16 protein-coding genes are annotated in these 16,322 nt (G+C 67.0%); 14 read left to right on the forward strand and 2 right to left on the reverse strand.

The genetic code is table 11. The features are described 5' to 3' along the window. The first annotated feature begins 89 nt into the window (after positions 1-89). Positions 90-1,577 carry a M20 family metallopeptidase gene (locus tag ACDELDRAFT_RS10975; RefSeq protein WP_005796583.1) on the forward strand — a complete coding sequence of 496 codons (1,488 nt, stop codon included), beginning with the start codon at positions 90-92 and terminating at the stop codon, positions 1,575-1,577. A gap of 120 nt (positions 1,578-1,697) precedes the next feature. Continuing rightward, the gene (locus ACDELDRAFT_RS10980; RefSeq protein ID WP_005796585.1) at positions 1,698-2,570 is read left to right on the forward strand and encodes an alpha/beta hydrolase; all 873 of its coding nucleotides are present in this window, start codon (positions 1,698-1,700) and stop codon (positions 2,568-2,570) included. A 134-nt stretch (positions 2,571-2,704) separates the two neighbouring features. Here the strand turns inward: ACDELDRAFT_RS10980 and ACDELDRAFT_RS10985 are convergent, their stop codons facing one another. After that, positions 2,705-3,472 (reverse strand): IclR family transcriptional regulator, encoded by a 768-nt coding sequence (locus ACDELDRAFT_RS10985; RefSeq protein ID WP_040328867.1) that lies wholly within the window; start codon positions 3,470-3,472, stop codon positions 2,705-2,707. A gap of 84 nt (positions 3,473-3,556) precedes the next feature. Here ACDELDRAFT_RS10985 and ACDELDRAFT_RS10990 point away from each other — a divergent pair, with 84 nt between their 5' ends. The 5 genes from ACDELDRAFT_RS10990 to ACDELDRAFT_RS11010 are packed head-to-tail and all read left to right on the forward strand — an operon-like array spanning position 3,557 to position 9,807. Then, the gene (locus tag ACDELDRAFT_RS10990) at positions 3,557-4,351 is read left to right on the forward strand and encodes an enoyl-CoA hydratase (protein ID WP_005796589.1); all 795 of its coding nucleotides are present in this window, start codon (positions 3,557-3,559) and stop codon (positions 4,349-4,351) included. After that, entirely contained in the window at positions 4,348-6,489 is a 2,142-nt protein-coding gene (locus tag ACDELDRAFT_RS10995) for an acetate--CoA ligase family protein (protein WP_005796591.1), read from the forward strand. The genes ACDELDRAFT_RS10990 and ACDELDRAFT_RS10995 overlap by 4 nt, the downstream gene beginning before the upstream one ends. After that, positions 6,486-7,466: a Bug family tripartite tricarboxylate transporter substrate binding protein gene (locus ACDELDRAFT_RS11000; protein ID WP_005796593.1), complete on the forward strand. Its 981-nt coding sequence runs from the start codon at positions 6,486-6,488 to the stop codon at positions 7,464-7,466. Before ACDELDRAFT_RS10995 ends, ACDELDRAFT_RS11000 begins: the two co-directional genes overlap by 4 nt. Before the next feature lie 6 nt (positions 7,467-7,472). Continuing rightward, entirely contained in the window at positions 7,473-8,639 is a 1,167-nt protein-coding gene (locus tag ACDELDRAFT_RS11005; RefSeq protein WP_005796595.1) for an acyl-CoA dehydrogenase family protein, read from the forward strand. Then, positions 8,629-9,807, forward strand: a complete 1,179-nt coding sequence (locus tag ACDELDRAFT_RS11010) for an acyl-CoA dehydrogenase family protein (protein ID WP_005796596.1) — start codon at positions 8,629-8,631, stop codon at positions 9,805-9,807. Before ACDELDRAFT_RS11005 ends, ACDELDRAFT_RS11010 begins: the two co-directional genes overlap by 11 nt. A gap of 98 nt (positions 9,808-9,905) precedes the next feature. On the opposite strand, the gene ACDELDRAFT_RS11015 is transcribed toward ACDELDRAFT_RS11010, so the two are convergent. Continuing rightward, complete coding sequence (locus ACDELDRAFT_RS11015; protein WP_005796598.1) at positions 9,906-11,084, reverse strand: MFS transporter; 1,179 nt, start codon at positions 11,082-11,084, stop codon at positions 9,906-9,908. Positions 11,085-11,306: 222 nt separating this feature from the next. Between ACDELDRAFT_RS11015 and ubiU the strand changes: the two genes are divergently transcribed. The 7 genes from ubiU to ACDELDRAFT_RS11050 form a co-directional block, all read left to right on the forward strand. After that, on the forward strand, positions 11,307-12,350 hold the full coding sequence (ubiU, locus tag ACDELDRAFT_RS11020; RefSeq protein ID WP_005796599.1) for a ubiquinone anaerobic biosynthesis protein UbiU: 1,044 nt from the start codon (positions 11,307-11,309) through the stop codon (positions 12,348-12,350). Positions 12,351-12,370: 20 nt separating this feature from the next. After that, entirely contained in the window at positions 12,371-13,285 is a 915-nt protein-coding gene (locus ACDELDRAFT_RS11025) for a U32 family peptidase (protein ID WP_005796601.1), read from the forward strand. A gap of 15 nt (positions 13,286-13,300) precedes the next feature. Next, positions 13,301-13,918, forward strand: a complete 618-nt coding sequence (trhA, locus tag ACDELDRAFT_RS11030) for a PAQR family membrane homeostasis protein TrhA (RefSeq protein WP_005796603.1) — start codon at positions 13,301-13,303, stop codon at positions 13,916-13,918. A gap of 166 nt (positions 13,919-14,084) precedes the next feature. Beyond that, positions 14,085-14,597 carry a ubiquinone anaerobic biosynthesis accessory factor UbiT gene (gene ubiT / locus ACDELDRAFT_RS11035; RefSeq protein WP_005796605.1) on the forward strand — a complete coding sequence of 171 codons (513 nt, stop codon included), beginning with the start codon at positions 14,085-14,087 and terminating at the stop codon, positions 14,595-14,597. After that, positions 14,594-15,004: a putative zinc-binding protein gene (locus ACDELDRAFT_RS11040; protein ID WP_005796607.1), complete on the forward strand. Its 411-nt coding sequence runs from the start codon at positions 14,594-14,596 to the stop codon at positions 15,002-15,004. Before ubiT ends, ACDELDRAFT_RS11040 begins: the two co-directional genes overlap by 4 nt. Continuing rightward, a complete protein-coding gene (locus ACDELDRAFT_RS11045) occupies positions 14,997-15,590 on the forward strand; it encodes a UbiX family flavin prenyltransferase (RefSeq protein WP_005796609.1) in 594 nt (197 codons plus the stop codon). The genes ACDELDRAFT_RS11040 and ACDELDRAFT_RS11045 overlap by 8 nt, the downstream gene beginning before the upstream one ends. Positions 15,591-15,709: 119 nt before the next feature. Then, positions 15,710-16,322: UbiD family decarboxylase domain-containing protein (locus tag ACDELDRAFT_RS11050; RefSeq protein WP_005796610.1), on the forward strand; the 613-nt coding region annotated here is incomplete at its 3' end.

Raw genomic sequence — 16,322 nt, forward strand, 5'->3', positions numbered from 1 at the left:
GCGCCCATGCCGGCCGGCCGCTAAAGCCGTGGCGCCCGCGGGCGCGTTGTGGTCGAATGCGAGTTTCGAACTGCCGCAGGAGCCCGCCCATGAACGCCCGAGTCCCCTCCCACGTCCTTGAACCTGCCTTGGCGCTGGAACGGATCAGCCAGGCGTGGGACAGCGACATCCTGCGCCAACTCACCGACTACATCGCCATCCCGGCCAAATCGCCCATGTTCGCGCCCGACTGGGCGCAGCAGGGCTTCATCGACACCGTAGTGCGCAATGCCGCCGCCTGGGTCGAGGCGCAGAAGGTGGCCGGCCTGCGGCTGGAGGTGGTGCGCCTTCCCGGTCGCACCCCGGTGCTATTCTTCGAGATCGAGGCCACGCAGACCGCCGCCGCGCAGACGGTGCTGATGTACGGCCACCTCGACAAGCAACCCGAGTTCTCTGGCTGGCGCAGCGACCTGGGGCCCTGGACGCCCAAGTACGAGGACGGCAAGCTCTACGGGCGCGGCGGTGCGGACGACGGCTATGCGGTCTACGCCAGCATCGCCGCGGTGCAGGAGCTCAAGCGCCAGAACGTGCCGCACCCCCGCATCGTGGGCCTCATCGAAACCTGCGAGGAAAGCGGCTCGCGCGACCTGTTGCCCTACATCGACGCCCTGCGCCCCCGCCTGGGCGATGTGGGGCTGGTGATCTGCCTGGACAGCGGCGCCGGCAACTACGACCAGCTGTGGCTCACCACCAGCCTGCGCGGCATGGCCAGCGGCACGCTCAAGGTCGAAATCCTCACCGAAGGCATCCACTCGGGCGACGCGTCGGGCCTGGTGCCCTCGTCCTTCCGCATCATGCGGCAGGTGCTCGACCGGTTGGAAGACAGCGCAACCGGCCGCCTGCTGCCTGCCAGCTTCCACTGCGAGGTGCCCGCCGATCGGCTGGCCCAGGCCCAGGCCACGGCGACCATCCTGGGCGAAGAGGTCTATAAACGCTTTCCGTGGGCGCATTACGACTGCGGCGGCTCCACCCAGTTCGCGCTGCCCACCACCACCGATCCGCTGCAGGCCCTGCTCAACCGCACCTGGACGCCCACGCTGAGCGTCACCGGCGCCGAAGGCTTTCCTGCGCTGCAAGACGCCGGCAATGTGCTGCGCCCCTACACGGCCTTCAAGCTGAGCCTGCGCCTGCCGCCCCTGGTGGACGCCGCCCAGGCCGTGCAGGAACTGAAATCACTGCTCGAAGACAACGCGCCGTACCAGGCACGCGTCACGTTCGAAAGCGGCAGCAGCGCCACGGGCTGGAACGCACCGGCCACTACGCCGTGGTTCGAGCAGGCCTTGAACGCGGCCTCGCAGGCGCATTTCGGTGCACCCTGTGGCTATATCGGCCAGGGCGGCACCATCCCGCTGATGAACATGCTGAGCGAGGGTTTTCCGAAGGCCCAGATGATGGTGTGCGGCGTGCTGGGCCCCAAGAGCAACGCCCATGGCCCCAACGAGTTCCTGCACGTGCCCTATGCCAAGCGCCTCACCGCGTCGGTGGCCCATGTCATCGGTGCCATGGCGCAGGCGGGCGCACCGTCCGCAGGCGCCTGAGCCTTAGGGCGCCGGCATAGGCGCCTGAGAGCCTGAAAGCTTCGTGCGCGCTGCGGTGTCGCTGCCTGCCCCGGCGCCGTTCTTCACCACAGCACCCGCTGATTTCCACCTTGAGCCGCCATGTCCGACTCCCTCGCCTCCACTTTGAGCACCCTGACGACCTTCACTGCAGGGGATGGTGAAAACCTGGCGGTCCAGGACTGGCCCCTGGCGGGCACCGCGGCGCGGGGCACGGTGCTGTTGGTGCATGGTCTGGGCGAACACGTGGGGCGCTACGACGCTCTGGCGCGCCGCCTGAATGCCTGGGGCTTTGCCGTGCGGGGCTACGACCAGTTTGGCCATGGCGAGTCGGGCGGGCCCCGCGGTGGGCTCACCAGCGACATGCGCCTGCTGGACGACTTGGCAGACATGGTGGACGCCACCCGCGCCCGCATGGTGCCGGGCCAGCCCCTGGTGCTGCTGGGCCACAGCATGGGCGGGCTGGTGGCCGCGCGGTTCGTGTCGCTGCACCTGCGGCCCGTCGAGGCGCTGGTGCTGTCGTCGCCGGCGCTCGATCCCGGGCTCAATGCGGTGCAGAAGCTGCTGCTGGCCACGCTGCCGCGCGTCGTGCCCGACCTGCGCGTGGGCAATGGGCTCGATGCGCAGTACCTCTCGCACGATCCTGCCGTCGTGGCGGCCTACTTGGCCGATCCACTGTGCCACGACCGCATCAGCGGCCGCCTGGCCCGGTTCATTGCCGATGCGGGCCCGGCCACCGTGGCGCGTGCCGCGCACTGGAGCGTGCCCACCCTGCTCATGTGGGCGGGGGCCGACAAGTTGGTCAACCCGGCTGGCAGCCGGGCATTTGCCGTTGCGGCGCCCCGGGGCGTGGTGCAGTCGCAGTGCTTTGAGCCCCTGTTTCACGAGCTCTTCAACGAAAGCGCCGAACGGGCCGAGCCGGTGTTTGCGCTGCTGCGCCAGTGGCTGCTGCGGCACTGCCCGGACAGGCAATGACCGGCCGCAGCAAGGGGCTGAATTTTGATTAAAAGGGCCGATGGCGCTTGCCCTTAGTGCGCCACCAGCTTCATTTTTGATAGCAAATTGGTCCGTGCGGCGATCGCCCTGCAAGGGCCCGCATCGGTGCCGGCCTAAGATCCGTGCAGTGCCTCTTCGCGCAGCGTCTGCACCAGCAACTGCCCCAGTTCCGCTCTGCGGGCGGGCGTCATGCGCGGCTTGATGGCCGCGATCGATATGGCGGCGAACGAGGTGCCCGCCGCGTCGGGAATGACGGCGCCCACGCCGGCCACGCCCTCCGTCACGGTGTCCACCATTTCTGCGTAGCCCAGGCGCCGGGTCCGGGCCAGCACCTTCTGGAACCGTTCGGCGTGAAGCCCGGCGGCGTTGAAGGCCTGCGCGTGCTGGGTCCGAATCCGCTCGATGTCGTCGTCCGTCGCGGCGGCCAGCAGGGCCATGCCGCCCACGCCAATGCCGAGGGGGCGAATATCCCCCACGCGGGTGCTGAAGATCTTCACGGGAAAGGCACCATCCTCGCGCTGCAGGCACACCGTGTAGTCCCCTTGCCGCACGAGCAGGAACACCGTGTCTTCGGAGATGCGGGCCAGTCGCCTCATCACCCCTCCAAAGGTCGCCACCAGCGGCGCGCGGCTCAGCGATGCGAAGCCCAGACGCATGACTTCCAGCCCGAGGCTGTAGCGGCGCGTCAAGGGGTTGCGGTCGGCGAAATGCTCCTCGACCAGGCAGGTGAGCAGCCGGTGCACGGTGGAGCGCTCCAGCTGCGTCGCCTGGACCACCTCGCTGACCGAAGCGCCCTTCTCGTGGTGCTGCCCCAGCGCGCGCAGCACCTGCAGCGCCCGCCGCATGTTCTGGGCCCCCGGGGTTTCCGCAGGTTTGCTCATGATGTGGGATAACAAAACAAAAATGTTTGTGATGTGAGCATAGTCGATCGACCATGCAGTCATTCCTTTCGAACGAACTGCACCATGAATGACTCCCTGCTGCTCATCGAGCAGATCGGCGCCGTCCGCCGCATCTGGCTCAACCGCCCCAATGCCCGCAATGCCCAAAGCCAGCAAATGCTGGATGAACTGGACCGGGCCTTCAGTGCTGCACAGGCGGATGCCGAAACACGCGTTGTCGTGCTGGGTGCCAAGGGGCCGCATTTCTCGGCGGGGCACGACCTCAAGCAGGCGCAGGCCGAGCGGGCCGAATTCACGGTGGAGGAGCGCTGGGCCTATGAGCAAACGCGCTATTTCAGCTATTGCATGCGCATCTGGGATTTCCCCAAGCCGACCATCGTGCAGGTGCAGGGCGCCTGCGTGGCAGCCGGGTTCATGCTGGCCAACATGTGTGACCTGATGGTCGCCGCAGAGGACGCCGTATTTTCCGACCCTGTCACCCACACCATGGGGGCAGCGGCCACGGAAGTGCTCATCCACCCTTGGGTGATGGGGCTGCGGCAGGCCAAGGAACTGCTGTTCACTGGCGGCAAGATTTCGGCGGACGAAGCCAAGGCCATGGGCATGGTCAACCGCGTGGTGCCGACCGATCACCTGGATGAGGAAACGCTGGCGCTCGCGCAGCGGGTGGCTGCCGCGCCGCCGTTTGCGCTGCAGATGGTGAAGAAGTCACTGAATCGCTCCATCGACGTGCAGGGTATGCGCCAGGCACTGTCGGCGCACTTTGACCTGCACCAGCTCAGCCATGTCAGCGAGGAATACCGCAAGACCAAGGAGGCCGGCCTTGCCACCGCCATCCTCAAGGGAGCCCGTTCGTGAGCCATCGCCTTAATCCGCTGCTTCAGCCCCGCTCCATCGCCATGATCGGCGCCAGCAACAACTCCGGCCGCATCGGTGGGATGCCGCTCGATCTGCTGCGGCACTTCCGCTACGCCGGGGATGTTTATCCCATCAACCCCAAATACGAGGAAGTGTTTGGTTACCGGTGCTACCCGGATGTGGAAGCCTTGCCCCAAGCCCCCGATCTGGCCGTGCTGGCCATTGCTGCCGAAGACGTGACCAGCATGCTGGAGCGCTGCCACGCCAGGGGCATCCGTGCGGCCATTGTCTATGCGGCAGGTTTTGCCGAAGCCGGCAGCGCCGGGGTCGAACTGCAAGCCCGGCTGGAGCAGTTTGCGCAGCGCACCGGGATGGTCATTGCCGGGCCCAACTGCATGGGCTTTGCCAACATCAACACCCACGCGTACACGGCGTTCGCTGCCGTCTTCAAGAACGTGCCCGTGCAAACGCAGTGCGGCAGGGCCAGCATCATCACGCAAAGTGGCAATGTGTGCTCTGCGGTGTTTGCGCTGATCCGCAAGCTGGGCATTCCGGTGAGCCATTTCATCAACACCGGCAACGAAGCGGTGGTCGAGTTTTCCGAATACCTGGAATACATGGCGCAGGACGATGCGACCGAGTGTGTCATTGGCTATGTGGAGCAGTTGCGCAACGGCCCGCGCTTCATCCATGCCGCGCTGGCACTGGCCGCCCAGAAGAAGCCGCTCATCATCTACAAGGCCGGCGAGACAGACAAGGGCTCCGAGGCCGTGCGCTCGCACACATCGGCGCTCGCGGGTGATCTGGCGCTGTACAAGGCGGGCTTTGCCCAGCTCAACGTCATTCGCGGCAACGACTTTGCACAGATGGCCGACCTGGCCTACCTGAGCGGCTACCGCCATCGCGCGGGCGGATCGCGGGTGGCGATTGTCACGATGTCGGGCGCGCTTGGCGCCATCCTGGCGGACAAGATGATCGGCGCTGGACTGCAGGTGCCTACCCTCTCCGACGATCTGCAACGCACCCTGCGCGACGGCATCCCCGACTACGGAATGGTGTCCAACCCGGTGGACGTGACCGGCAACGTCGTGAACTCGCCCGAATTCGTGCGCACGATCTTCCAGGCGCTGGGCGAGACGGACCAGGTGGACACTGTCATCGTCTATGCCCCCGGCTACCTGCTGGACCGCATGGCAGAGCCGCTGGTGGAGATGGCGGGGCGCTATTCCAAGCTGTTTGTCGCCATCGACACCGGCGCAGCCCAATGCCGCGAGCGCCTTTCCGGCGCGGGCATTCCCGTGTTTGACGATATCGGACGTGCCACGCAAGCGCTGGCGCCCTTTTGCCAGTGGATGGCCCGGCACGAGCAGGTGGCGCATTGGGCACGGCTGCGCGCTGGCGGAGGTTCCCCGGTTCCGGGTGCCGCGGCCACCACTGCTGCTTGCGTGGCTCCGCGGCTCAACGAGCACCAGACCAAGCAGTTGCTGGCGCCTTACGGGGTCACCTTCTTGCCCGGCATGTCGGCAGGCAACGCTGCGGAGGCTGTTGCGGCAGCGGCGCAGATCGGCTACCCGGTGGTTCTCAAGATCCTGAGCGCGGACATTCTGCACAAGACGGAAGTCGGCGGTGTTCGCCTGCATCTGGCGGACGAAGCGCAATTGCGGCAGGCGTGTGACGCCATGCTGGAGTCGGTTGCGCGTCAGGCGCCCCAGGCCCGTATTGACGGCTTTCTGGTGCAGCCCATGGCCACCGGCGGCGTAGCCGAGCTGATCGCCGGCGTCACCCACGACCCCGTGTTCGGCCCCGCACTCACGGTGGGCCTGGGTGGCGTGTTGACGGAGATTTACCAGGACGCCAGCCACCGCCTGCTTCCGGTCGATGAGGGCATGGTGCGGGACATGCTCCATGAGCTGACCGCATGGCCGCTGCTCGACGGATTTCGGGGCCGCCCCATTGCCGATGTGGATGCGTGCTGCCAGACGATCGCCGCCCTGTCGGACGCGCAGCAGGCGCTGGGCCCCCACGTGACCGACATCGAGATCAATCCCATCCAGGTGCGAGCGCAAGGCCACGGGGCTTGGGGCCTGGATGCCCTGGTCCTCTTCACCCCCCAAGAAACCCAAGGAGACAAACCATGAAATTGGCATTCAAGCAACTGGCTGTCGGGCTGGTGACTGCGGCGGCATTGGTCAGCACGGGCACTGCCGTGGCGCAGGACAGCTTCCCCAGCAAGCCCATCCGCATGGTGCTGCCGTTCCCGCCCGGCGGCGTGACCGATCTGCTTGCGCGTGCGCTGGCCGACAAGCTCGCCCCTCGCCTTGGGCAGCCCGTGATCGTTGACAACAAGCCGGGTGCGGGCACCGTGCTGGCCTCTGATCTGGTGGCCAAGGCGCCTGCCGACGGCTACACCCTGCTGTTGGCGGCGTCCTCCCTCGGAACCGCTCCGCTCATCTATGAAAAAGTCAGCTACGACCCCATCAAGAGCTTCACCCCGGTGACGCAGGTGGCTTCGGTGGTGCATGTGCTGGTGGTGAACCCATCGCTGCCGGTCAAAAGCGTGAAGGAACTTGTGGACTATGCCAAGGCCCACCTCGGAAAGCTCAACTACAGCTCGACGGGAACCGGCACCTCCACCCATCTGGAGGGGGAACTCTTCAAGAGCATGGCCAATGTCTACATGGTCCACATCCCCTACCGTGGCAGCGGCCCTGCGCTGACCGAGCTGGTCGGCGGGCAGGTGAACGTGATGTTTGATGCGCTGGGGTCCTCCGGGCCGTTCATACGGGCCAACAAGCTGCGCGCGCTGGCCGTCACCACCGCCAGCCGCTCGCCATCGATTCCCGAGCTGCCCACCGTGGCGGAGTCGGGCCTTCCGGGCTACGAGGCCATGCCATGGCTGGGCCTGGTGGCTCCGGCAGGCACCCCTGCTCCCGCAGTGGACCGCATCTACAAAGAAGTTCACAAGATCCTGCAGGAGCCTGAAGTGCGCGAGCGCTTCAAGGGCTGGGGCCTCGACATCATCGGCAACTCGCCCGCGGAATTCGCCAGCTTCATCCGCCGGGACGTGGATCAGTGGAGCAAGGTGATCCGCGGCGCGGGCATCAAGGCGGACTGACACAGCATGTTGTTCACACTGACGGATGAGCAGCGGCTGATTCAGTCGAGCGCTCTGGACTGGCTGGGCCATCACTACGATTTTCGCCAGCGCGAAGCCAGCGTGCACCGCGATGGTGGTGCGGCCGGAGTATGGGCTGCCTTTGCCGAGATGGGGTGGCTGGGCCTGGCGCTGTCGGAAGACGTGGATGGCATTGAAGGGGGCCTGATGGAGAAGGGGCTGCTGATGCAGGCCCTGGGCCGCCACCTTGTCGTGGAGCCATTCCACAGCAGCGCGGTGTTGGCCGCGCGGCTGCTGGATCTCGCAGGGAGCCCGGCACAGCGGCAACAGTGGTTGCCTGCCGTGGTGGCGGGCCAGCAGCGGTTGGCACTGCTCCACCACGAACAGGGAGATGCCCTGCCGTGGGGCCGCCGCCACTGCACGGCCCAGGCACGCACCACCGGGTGGGTGCTGGACGGGGCCAAGAAGGCGGTGGTGGGAGCCGTGGGCGCGGCGCGATGGCTGGTCACCGCCACGGACGGCGAGGGCGGGACCCAGGTGTTCCTGGTCGATCCCGAACAGGCAGGCGTGCACATCGATGCCTATGGCACCAGCGATGGCCGGCAGGCGGCCGATATCTGCCTGGAACAGGTGGAGGTCGGCCACGACGCCCTGCTGGATGGTGCGGACTGCAGCGCCGCCCTCGAGCGGGTGCTGGCGGAGGGCATCATCGCTGCATGCTGGGAAGCCACAGGCGCCATGCAGGCGGCGCTGGAGCAGACACAGCTCTATACCCAGCAGCGCAAGCAGTTCGGGCAGGCGATTGCCAGCTTCCAGGTGGTGCAGCACCGCTTGGCCGAGATGGCCGTTCAGTGCGCCGAAGCGCAGGCGGCCTGTGAATTCGCCACCATGCGGCTGGAGAAGCACAGCGACATGCAGGCCCGACAGCTGGCCGCCGGCGTGAAAAGCAAGGTCGGCCGGGCGTCCCGCTTCGTGGCCCAGGAGTGTGTGCAGCTGCACGGAGCCATGGGCGTTTGCGAAGAGCTGCCTATCGCCAGCACGTTCCGCCTGTTGACGGCGTTTGCCCACGAAAGCGGCCATGCCGACAGCCACGCCCAATGGCTGGGTGTCCAGCTTGCGCGCACGGGCGGCTATGCCCACAGCCAGACATTGGGAGCTTTTGATGCACCTTGAACTCAGCCCCGAAGACCGGGCATTTCGCCAGGATGTGAGGGATTTCATCGCCGCCCACCTGACGGAGGCGATGCGGCAAGGCCAAAGCCTCACCACCTCCATGTACCCCGAGCCAGAGGTGTCGCGGCCCTGGCAGCAAGCCTTGAATGCCAAAGGATGGCTTGTTCCGCTGTGGCCCGCGGAGTGGGGTGGGACTGGCTGGACTGCCTTGCAGCGCTTCATTTTTGAAACCGAGTGCGCATTGGCCGGAGCGCCCCTGGTGCACCCCATGGGCGTGCGCCTGGTGGGACCGGTGCTGCTGAAGTTCGGCACCGAAGCGCAAAAGCGCGAATATCTTCCCAAGATTCTGTCGAGTGAGGACTATTGGTGCCAGGGCTTTTCGGAACCCGATGCGGGTTCCGACCTGGCCTCGCTCAAGTTGCGGGCTGATCGCGACGGTGATGATTACGTGCTCAATGGCACCAAGGTGTGGACCACCCATGCGCACCATGCCAACCGCATGTTCGCCCTGGTCCGCACCAGCCATGAGGGCAAGCGTCAGCAGGGCATCTCGTTCCTGCTGATCGACATGCACAGCCCCGGCATCACGGTGCGTCCCATCCATACGATCGGAGGTGACCACGATGTCAACGAAGTCCACTTCGACAATGTCAGGGTTCCCATCCGGAACCGGGTGGGCGAGGAGAACGCAGGATGGGAATGCGCCAAGTACCTGCTGGAATTCGAGCGGGGCGCGGGCATTTTCAGCCCCCGCCTGCGCGGCCAGCTCAAGAGGGTGGCCGAAGCGCTGCACGGTATTCCGGCAGATCGCGAAGACCTGGGCAACATCCACCGCAAATTGGGCGAGGTGAATGCCGACCTCGACACCTTCGAATGGCTGGAGATGCGCACCATGGCTGCTTTGCCGCCGGGCGGCAATCCGGGCCCTGTTGCTTCCATCCTCAAGCTGCGGGCAAGCCGCCTCAAGCAAGCGATCGGTGAACTGGGTGTTGATGCGCTGAGTGCGGACAGTCGGCGGTGGCGCAGTGCTTCCGAACGCGGCGGTGCGCCGTCCAGGCAGGCCCAGACGCTGGTGCCTGAGTATTTCAACAGCCGGGCCTTCACGATCTTCGGCGGCGCCGCCGAGATTCAACTCGGGCTGATCGCCAAGACGGTACTGGGGGTGTGAATGGCCTCCGCCTGCCCGGGGGCGGGTGTAGGCCCCATCATGCCTGCATCGCCATTAGGGCTTGAGGGGCGGCAGTGGGCGTCGTCCCTTGGGGGGGCTCACGCTGCCCGCGCTTGGCGCTGGCGCAACGCCAGCCACAGCAGGGCCGCGCCAGTGATCGCAATGGGGGCCAGCGAGCCATAGTTGAGCAGCGTCCACCCCTGGGTGGTGACCAGCACGCCAGAGGACAACGAACTCACGGCCAATGTGGCAAACACGCAGAAGTTGAGGGCGGCCTGGGCGCGGTCCTTTTCTTCGGGGCGGTAGGCCGTCAGCGCCAGCGCCGTGCTGCCGGTGAACAGGAAGTTCCAGCCCACGCCCAGCAAGAACAGGGCCACTCCGAAGTGCTGCAGGTCCACCCCCATGAGTGCAATCACCACGCATCCCAGGTTCAGCACCACCCCTGCGCCCATGACCGGCAGTACGCCAAGACGCTTGATGAGGTGGCCCGTGAAAAAGCCGGGAGCAAACATGCCGACCACGTGCCACTGCAGCACCTGCGCCGCGTCATCAAAGGCAAAACCGCAGACCTGCATGGCCAGCGGGGTGGCGGCCATCAGCAGGTTCATCACGCCATAGCCCAGGGCGGCACCCAGCACTGCCACGGCAAAGGCGGGCTCGCCCATCAGCGCGACCAGCGGGCGTCCGTGCGCACGCTGTCCGGCGGCGGGCCGCGATGGCGGCGGCTCGAACCGGATGGCGGCCATGCAGGCCATGGCCAGCAGCGCGACCGCCATCAGCGCCACGTAGGCACCTGCAAACGCCACTGGAAACAGCGTGCGCGTGGCGCTGGCGAGGTTGGGGCCGGCGATGGCGCCCAGCAGGCCGCCGGCCAGCACCAGCGAGACGGCCTTCTCGCGGTAAGACGGGGCCGCCAGCTCGGCTGCGGCAAAGCGGTAGAGCTGTCCGTTGGCGCTGTAGTAGCCCGCCACCAGGGTGGCGGTGCACAGCAGCCAGAAGTTGGCCGTGAACGCGGCCAGCGCGCACAGCGCCGCCGACAGCACCGCCACCGCCAGCCCGATTTGGAACGACACCTGCCGCCCCCAGCGGGCCTGGCTGCGCGCCACCAGCGGGGTGGACAGAGCGCCACCCACCACATAGCCCATCACGGGCAGCGTGGCCATCCAGCCAAACGGCGCCAGCTGCAGGCCCACGAGGCCGTTGATGGCGATGAAGACCACGTTGTTGGTCAGGAAAAGTCCCTGGCACAGGGCCAGCAGCCAGAGGTTTCGGTTCACGGCGGTAGAGCGTTGAAAAAGGAGGGGGAACAGGGGGATGGATCGGCCGGCAGGGCCGCCCGGTGGCGCTACCCGCGGGTATGGTCTGCATCAAAGCCCGACTGCATTCGTCTGGCATTGTGCACTGCTGTTGATGAAGATCAGCCCCTTTCTGGTGCGTGATCGCTAAGGTGCCGCCAGTGCCTTGGCTCTGCGCCCGCAGCCGGCCTTTGATCGCTTGTGATGGAACCCCTCAACCCTACTGCGGCCCCCTCGGGGACGCCTGCCCTTGAACTGGTCTGCCCCGCTGGCAGCCTGCCCGCCCTGAAGGCGGCGGTGGACAACGGTGCCAATTGCGTCTACCTGGGCCTGCGCGACGCCACCAATGCGCGCAACTTTGCCGGACTGAATTTCGACGAGGCGGCCATCGCCAACGGCATCCGCTATGCGCACGAGCGCGGCTGCAAGGTGTTCATGGCGCTGAACACCTATCCGCAGGCGTCCAACCCCGGGCCCTGGCGCGGTGCCATGGACAAGGCGGTGGACCTGGGCGTGGATGCCGTCATCCTGGCCGACCCGGGGCTCATGCAATATGCCGTGCAGCACCACCCGAAGCTGCGCCTGCACCTGTCGGTGCAGGGCTCGGCCACCAACTACGAGGCCATCAACTTCTACCGTGAGCAGTTCGGCATCGTGCGGGCGGTGCTGCCGCGGGTGCTGTCGATGGAACAGGTGCGCCAGGTCATCGACCGCACGCCGGTGGAGATCGAGGTGTTCGGCTTTGGCAGCCTGTGCGTGATGGTCGAGGGGCGCTGCGCGCTGTCCTCCTACGTCACGGGTGAATCCCCCAACACGCACGGCGTGTGTTCGCCGCCGAAAGCCGTGCGCTGGCAGGAGACGCCGCAGGGCCGCGAGTCGCGTCTGAACGGCGTGCTGATCGACCGCTATGCACCCGGCGAGAACGCCGGCTACCCCACGCTGTGCAAGGGCCGCTTCGACGTGGGCGACGACGAGAACTACTACGCCATCGAAGAGCCCACCAGCCTCAACACGCTGGAGCTGCTGCCCCAGCTGCTGAAGATGGGCGTGCGCGCCATCAAGATCGAAGGCCGCCAGCGCAGCCCCGCCTATGTGGCGCAGGTCACCAAGGTCTGGCGCGAAGCCATGGACCATTGCCTGGCCAACCCCCACCGCTACGCCCCCAAGACCACCTGGATGGCCAGCCTCGACCAGGTGGCCGAAGGCCAGCAGCACACGCTGGGCGCCTACCACCGCCCCTGGAAATGACGCACCCCGGAGACCGCACCATGAAACTATCCCTGGGTCCGTTGCTGTACTACTGGCCGCGCGAAACCATCTTCGCTTTTTACGAAGCCATGGCCGCCACGCCGCTCGACGTGGTCTACCTGGGCGAGACCGTGTGCTCGCGCCGCCACGAATTGCGCCTGGCCGACTGGCTGGACATTGCCCGCATGCTGCAGGACGCCGGCAAGCAGGCCGTGCTGTCCACGCAGGTACTGATCGAGTCGGGCTCGGACGTGAGCGTGCTGCACAAGATCGCCGACAACGCCGAGTTCACCGTTGAAGCCAACGACATGGGTGCGGTACGCTGTCTGTCGGGCAAACACCCGTTCGTGGCGGGGCCGCACCTCAACCTGTACAACGCGCCCTCGCTGCAATGGATGGCCCAGCTGGGCGCCAGCCGCTGGGTGATGCCGCTCGAGATGGCGCAGGATGCCCTGGCCGCCATGCTGGTGAACCGCCCCACCGGGCTCGAAACGGAAGTGTTCGCCTACGGGCGCATGCCGCTGGCCTATTCGGCACGCTGCTTCACCGCTCGCCACCGCAACCTGCCCAAGGACGACTGCCGCTTCAGCTGCATGGACCACGCCGACGGCCTGCCGCTGCGCACCCGCGAGAGCGAAGGCTTCCTGGTGCTCAACGGCACGCAGACCCAATCGGCCCGCGTCTACAACCTGGCCAACGAACTGGCCGCGATGGGCGCCATGGGTGTGGACCTGGTGCGGCTGAGCCCGCAGTCGCAGCACATGGCGCAGATTATTGCGCTGTTCGATGAAGCCCGCGGACCGGCGCAAGCGGGGGGCACCGACTATGTCGAGCGCATGCAGCCCTTCATGCCCGACCTGCCCTGCAATGGCTACTGGTTTGGCCGGCCCGGCCTGGAGCAGGGGCGCGCCGGTGGCCCCGCCCCGGGGCCCTGATTTCCGCCGGATCCCATGTACCCCGGAGAGCGCTTCAACAGCATCAGTCACCTGGTTGGGGCGGCCCTGGCCGTGGCGGGTACGGCCGTGCTCGTGGCCCTGGCCGCACGCGTTGGCGATCCCTGGAAGATCGTGGCTTTCAGCATCTATGGCGGCATGCTGGTGGCCCTGTACGCGGCCTCCACGGCTTACCACAGCGTGCGGGGGCGGGCCAAGGCCTGGCTGCGCAAGCTCGACCATTGCAGCATCTACCTGCTGATCGCTGGCAGCTACACGCCGTTTGCGCTGGTGTCCCTGCGGGGGCCCTGGGGCTGGTCGCTGCTGGGCGTGGTGTGGGGCCTGGCGCTGCTGGGTATCGTGCAGGAGGTCTGCTGGGCGCGTGGTGCCCGTCGGGTGTCGCTGGCTTTGTACGTGCTGATGGGCTGGCTGGCGCTGGTGGCGGTGGTTCCTCTCTGGCAGGCGCTCTCACCCGCGGGCTTTGCCTGGTTGCTGGCCGGCGGAGCCTGCTACACGCTGGGCATCGTTTTCTATGCGGCCGACCACCGCGTGCGCCACGGCCATGGTCTGTGGCACCTGTTCGTGCTGGGGGGCAGCGTCTGCCACTTCCTGGCCGTGTTGCTGTACGTGGCCTGAGACGCCTTTGCCCGCCATGTCCACATCCTGCATCCCTGTGCATTCTTTCGCCGCTGCCCTTGCCTGCCACCCTCGCCGCAGCGTGGCCCTCTTCCCTGCCGCGCTGCTTGGGTGCAGACTGCACGGGTGCGCCGGATTTCTTCTTGTTTTCTGAGGCCTTTGCACCATGGTTGCTTCTCCTTCCGATCTGCTGGTTGTTCCGCCCCCCGTGGGGGCCCTGTTGTCGCGCCTGCCTGCCTACCCGGGCTCGCTGTTGCTGGTGACGGCGCTCAACCTGGCGCTCGCCCGGCATCTGCCCGCCGATGTGGGCCAGTTGCTGCTGCACAAGAAGATGCGCGTACAGGTGCGCGATGCGCGCCTGGTCTTCGACTTTGGCTGGACTGGCCAGCGGTTCGCGCCCCATGCCCCGCTGGTGGCGCCCGCCACCGCCGACCTCACGCTGAGCGCCACCGCCCATGATTTCCTGCTGCTGGCCCAGCGCCAGGAAGACCCGGACACCCTGTTCTTCAGCCGCCGCCTGTCGATGGAGGGCGATACCGAACTGGGCCTGGTGGTGAAAAACGCACTCGATGCCATCGAGTTGCCTGTGCTCGACCCGCGCCAATGGACGCCGCGCCAGGTGTTTGCCCGCCTCGCGCAGCGCCGCTTTCCAGGCCACGGTGTGGGCGGCCAGCCATGACGGCGGGCCACCGCCACGACCACCCGCTGGTCTACTCGTGTTCGGGCTGTTCCAGCGCGGCGCAGCTGGCCAACCACGTCGCGTTGCAGCTGGACCGGCGTGGCGTGGCCGAGATGTCGTGCATCGCGGGCGTGGGCGGCGATGTGCCGCACCTCATGAAGATCGTGCGCTCGGGCCGGCCCATCATTGCGCTCGATGGTTGCCCGCTGGTCTGCGTCAAGAGCACGCTGGCGCGCCATGGCATCACTGCCGACCGCCACTATCAGCTGCAGCAATACGGCGTGAAAAAGCGCACGCATGAAGACTTCGACCCCGCGCAGGCCGCGCTGGTGCTGGAGCATGTCGAGGCCGACCAGCAGGCGCAGCCCCTGCGCGCGGCGGGTGCCTGCGAGGCCGCCCATGGCTGAAGCGGACCGCCAGCGCCGCGTCATCGTGGCCATCTCGGGTGCCAGCGGCGCGGTGTACGGCGCACGCCTGCTGCAGGTGCTGCAAGAGTGCCCCGGGGTGGAAACCCACCTCGTCGTCTCGGACGCCGGCTGGCGCAACCTGCAACACGAGCTCGACATGGACCGCCTGGCGGTCGAAGCCCTGGCCCACCAGGTGCACGATGTGCGCAACGTGGGCGCGGTCATTGCCAGCGGTTCGTTCCAGTGCCATGCCATGGTGGTCGCGCCGTGCTCCATGCGCACGCTGGCCGCCATTGCGCACGGTCTGGCCGACAACCTGCTGACCCGCGCGGCCGACGTGGCGCTCAAGGAACGCCGCCGCCTGGTGCTGATGGTGCGCGAGTCGCCGCTGCACCTCACGCATTTGCGCAACATGGTGGCCGTCACCGAGATGGGCGGCATCATCTGCCCGCCGATGCCGGCCTTCTACCTGCGCCCGCAGAGCGTGGGCGAAGTCGTGGACTACAGCGTGGCGCGCGCGCTGGATCTCATCGACGTGCCCCATGAGTTGGCGCCCCGCTGGGACGGGCTTGCATTGCCGGAGTGACGCCCTTTTGCCGCCGCCGTGCCAGGGTGGCGTTTTGCTATCAATAACGAAGCTGCTTGCGACCACCCTGTCAGCGCAAGAGCCCTCTTTCTCTTCTATCCACCCACGCGAGACTGCCCATGTCCTACCGCGACCTGCGTGATTTCATGGCCCAGCTGGAGGCCGCGAGCCAACTGCGCCGCGTGCGCGAGAGCGTATCGCCCCATCTGGAGATGACGGCGCTGAGCGACCGTGTGCTGCGCGCCGCAGGCCCCGCGCTGCTGTTCGAGCAGCCCACGGGCCACACCATGCCCGTGCTCACCAACCTTTTCGGCACACCCGAACGCGTGGCCCGCGCCATGGGTGTGGCCGACCTGCGCGGCGTGCGCGCCTTCGGCCAACTGCTGGCCACGCTCAAGGAGCCCGAGGCGCCCAAGGGCTTCAAGGACATGCTGGGCATGGGCCAGCTGCTCAAGACCCTGTGGAACATGGCCCCGCACACCGTGGGCCGCGGCGCGCCCTGCCAGCAGGAGGTATGGGAAGGCGCCGATGTGGATCTGGCCCGCCTGCCCGTGCAGCACTGCTGGCCGGGCGACGTGGCGCCGCTCATCACCTGGGGCCTGACCATCACGCGCGGCCCGCACAAGGCGCGCCAGAACCTGGGCATCTACCGCCAGCAGGTGATCGGGCGCAACCAGGTCATCATGCGCTGGCTCGCCCACCGCGGCGGCGCGCTGGATTTCCGCGACCACT

Source organism: Acidovorax delafieldii 2AN, assembly GCF_000175235.1.
Classification (GTDB): Bacteria; Pseudomonadota; Gammaproteobacteria; order Burkholderiales; family Burkholderiaceae_C; genus Acidovorax; species Acidovorax delafieldii_B.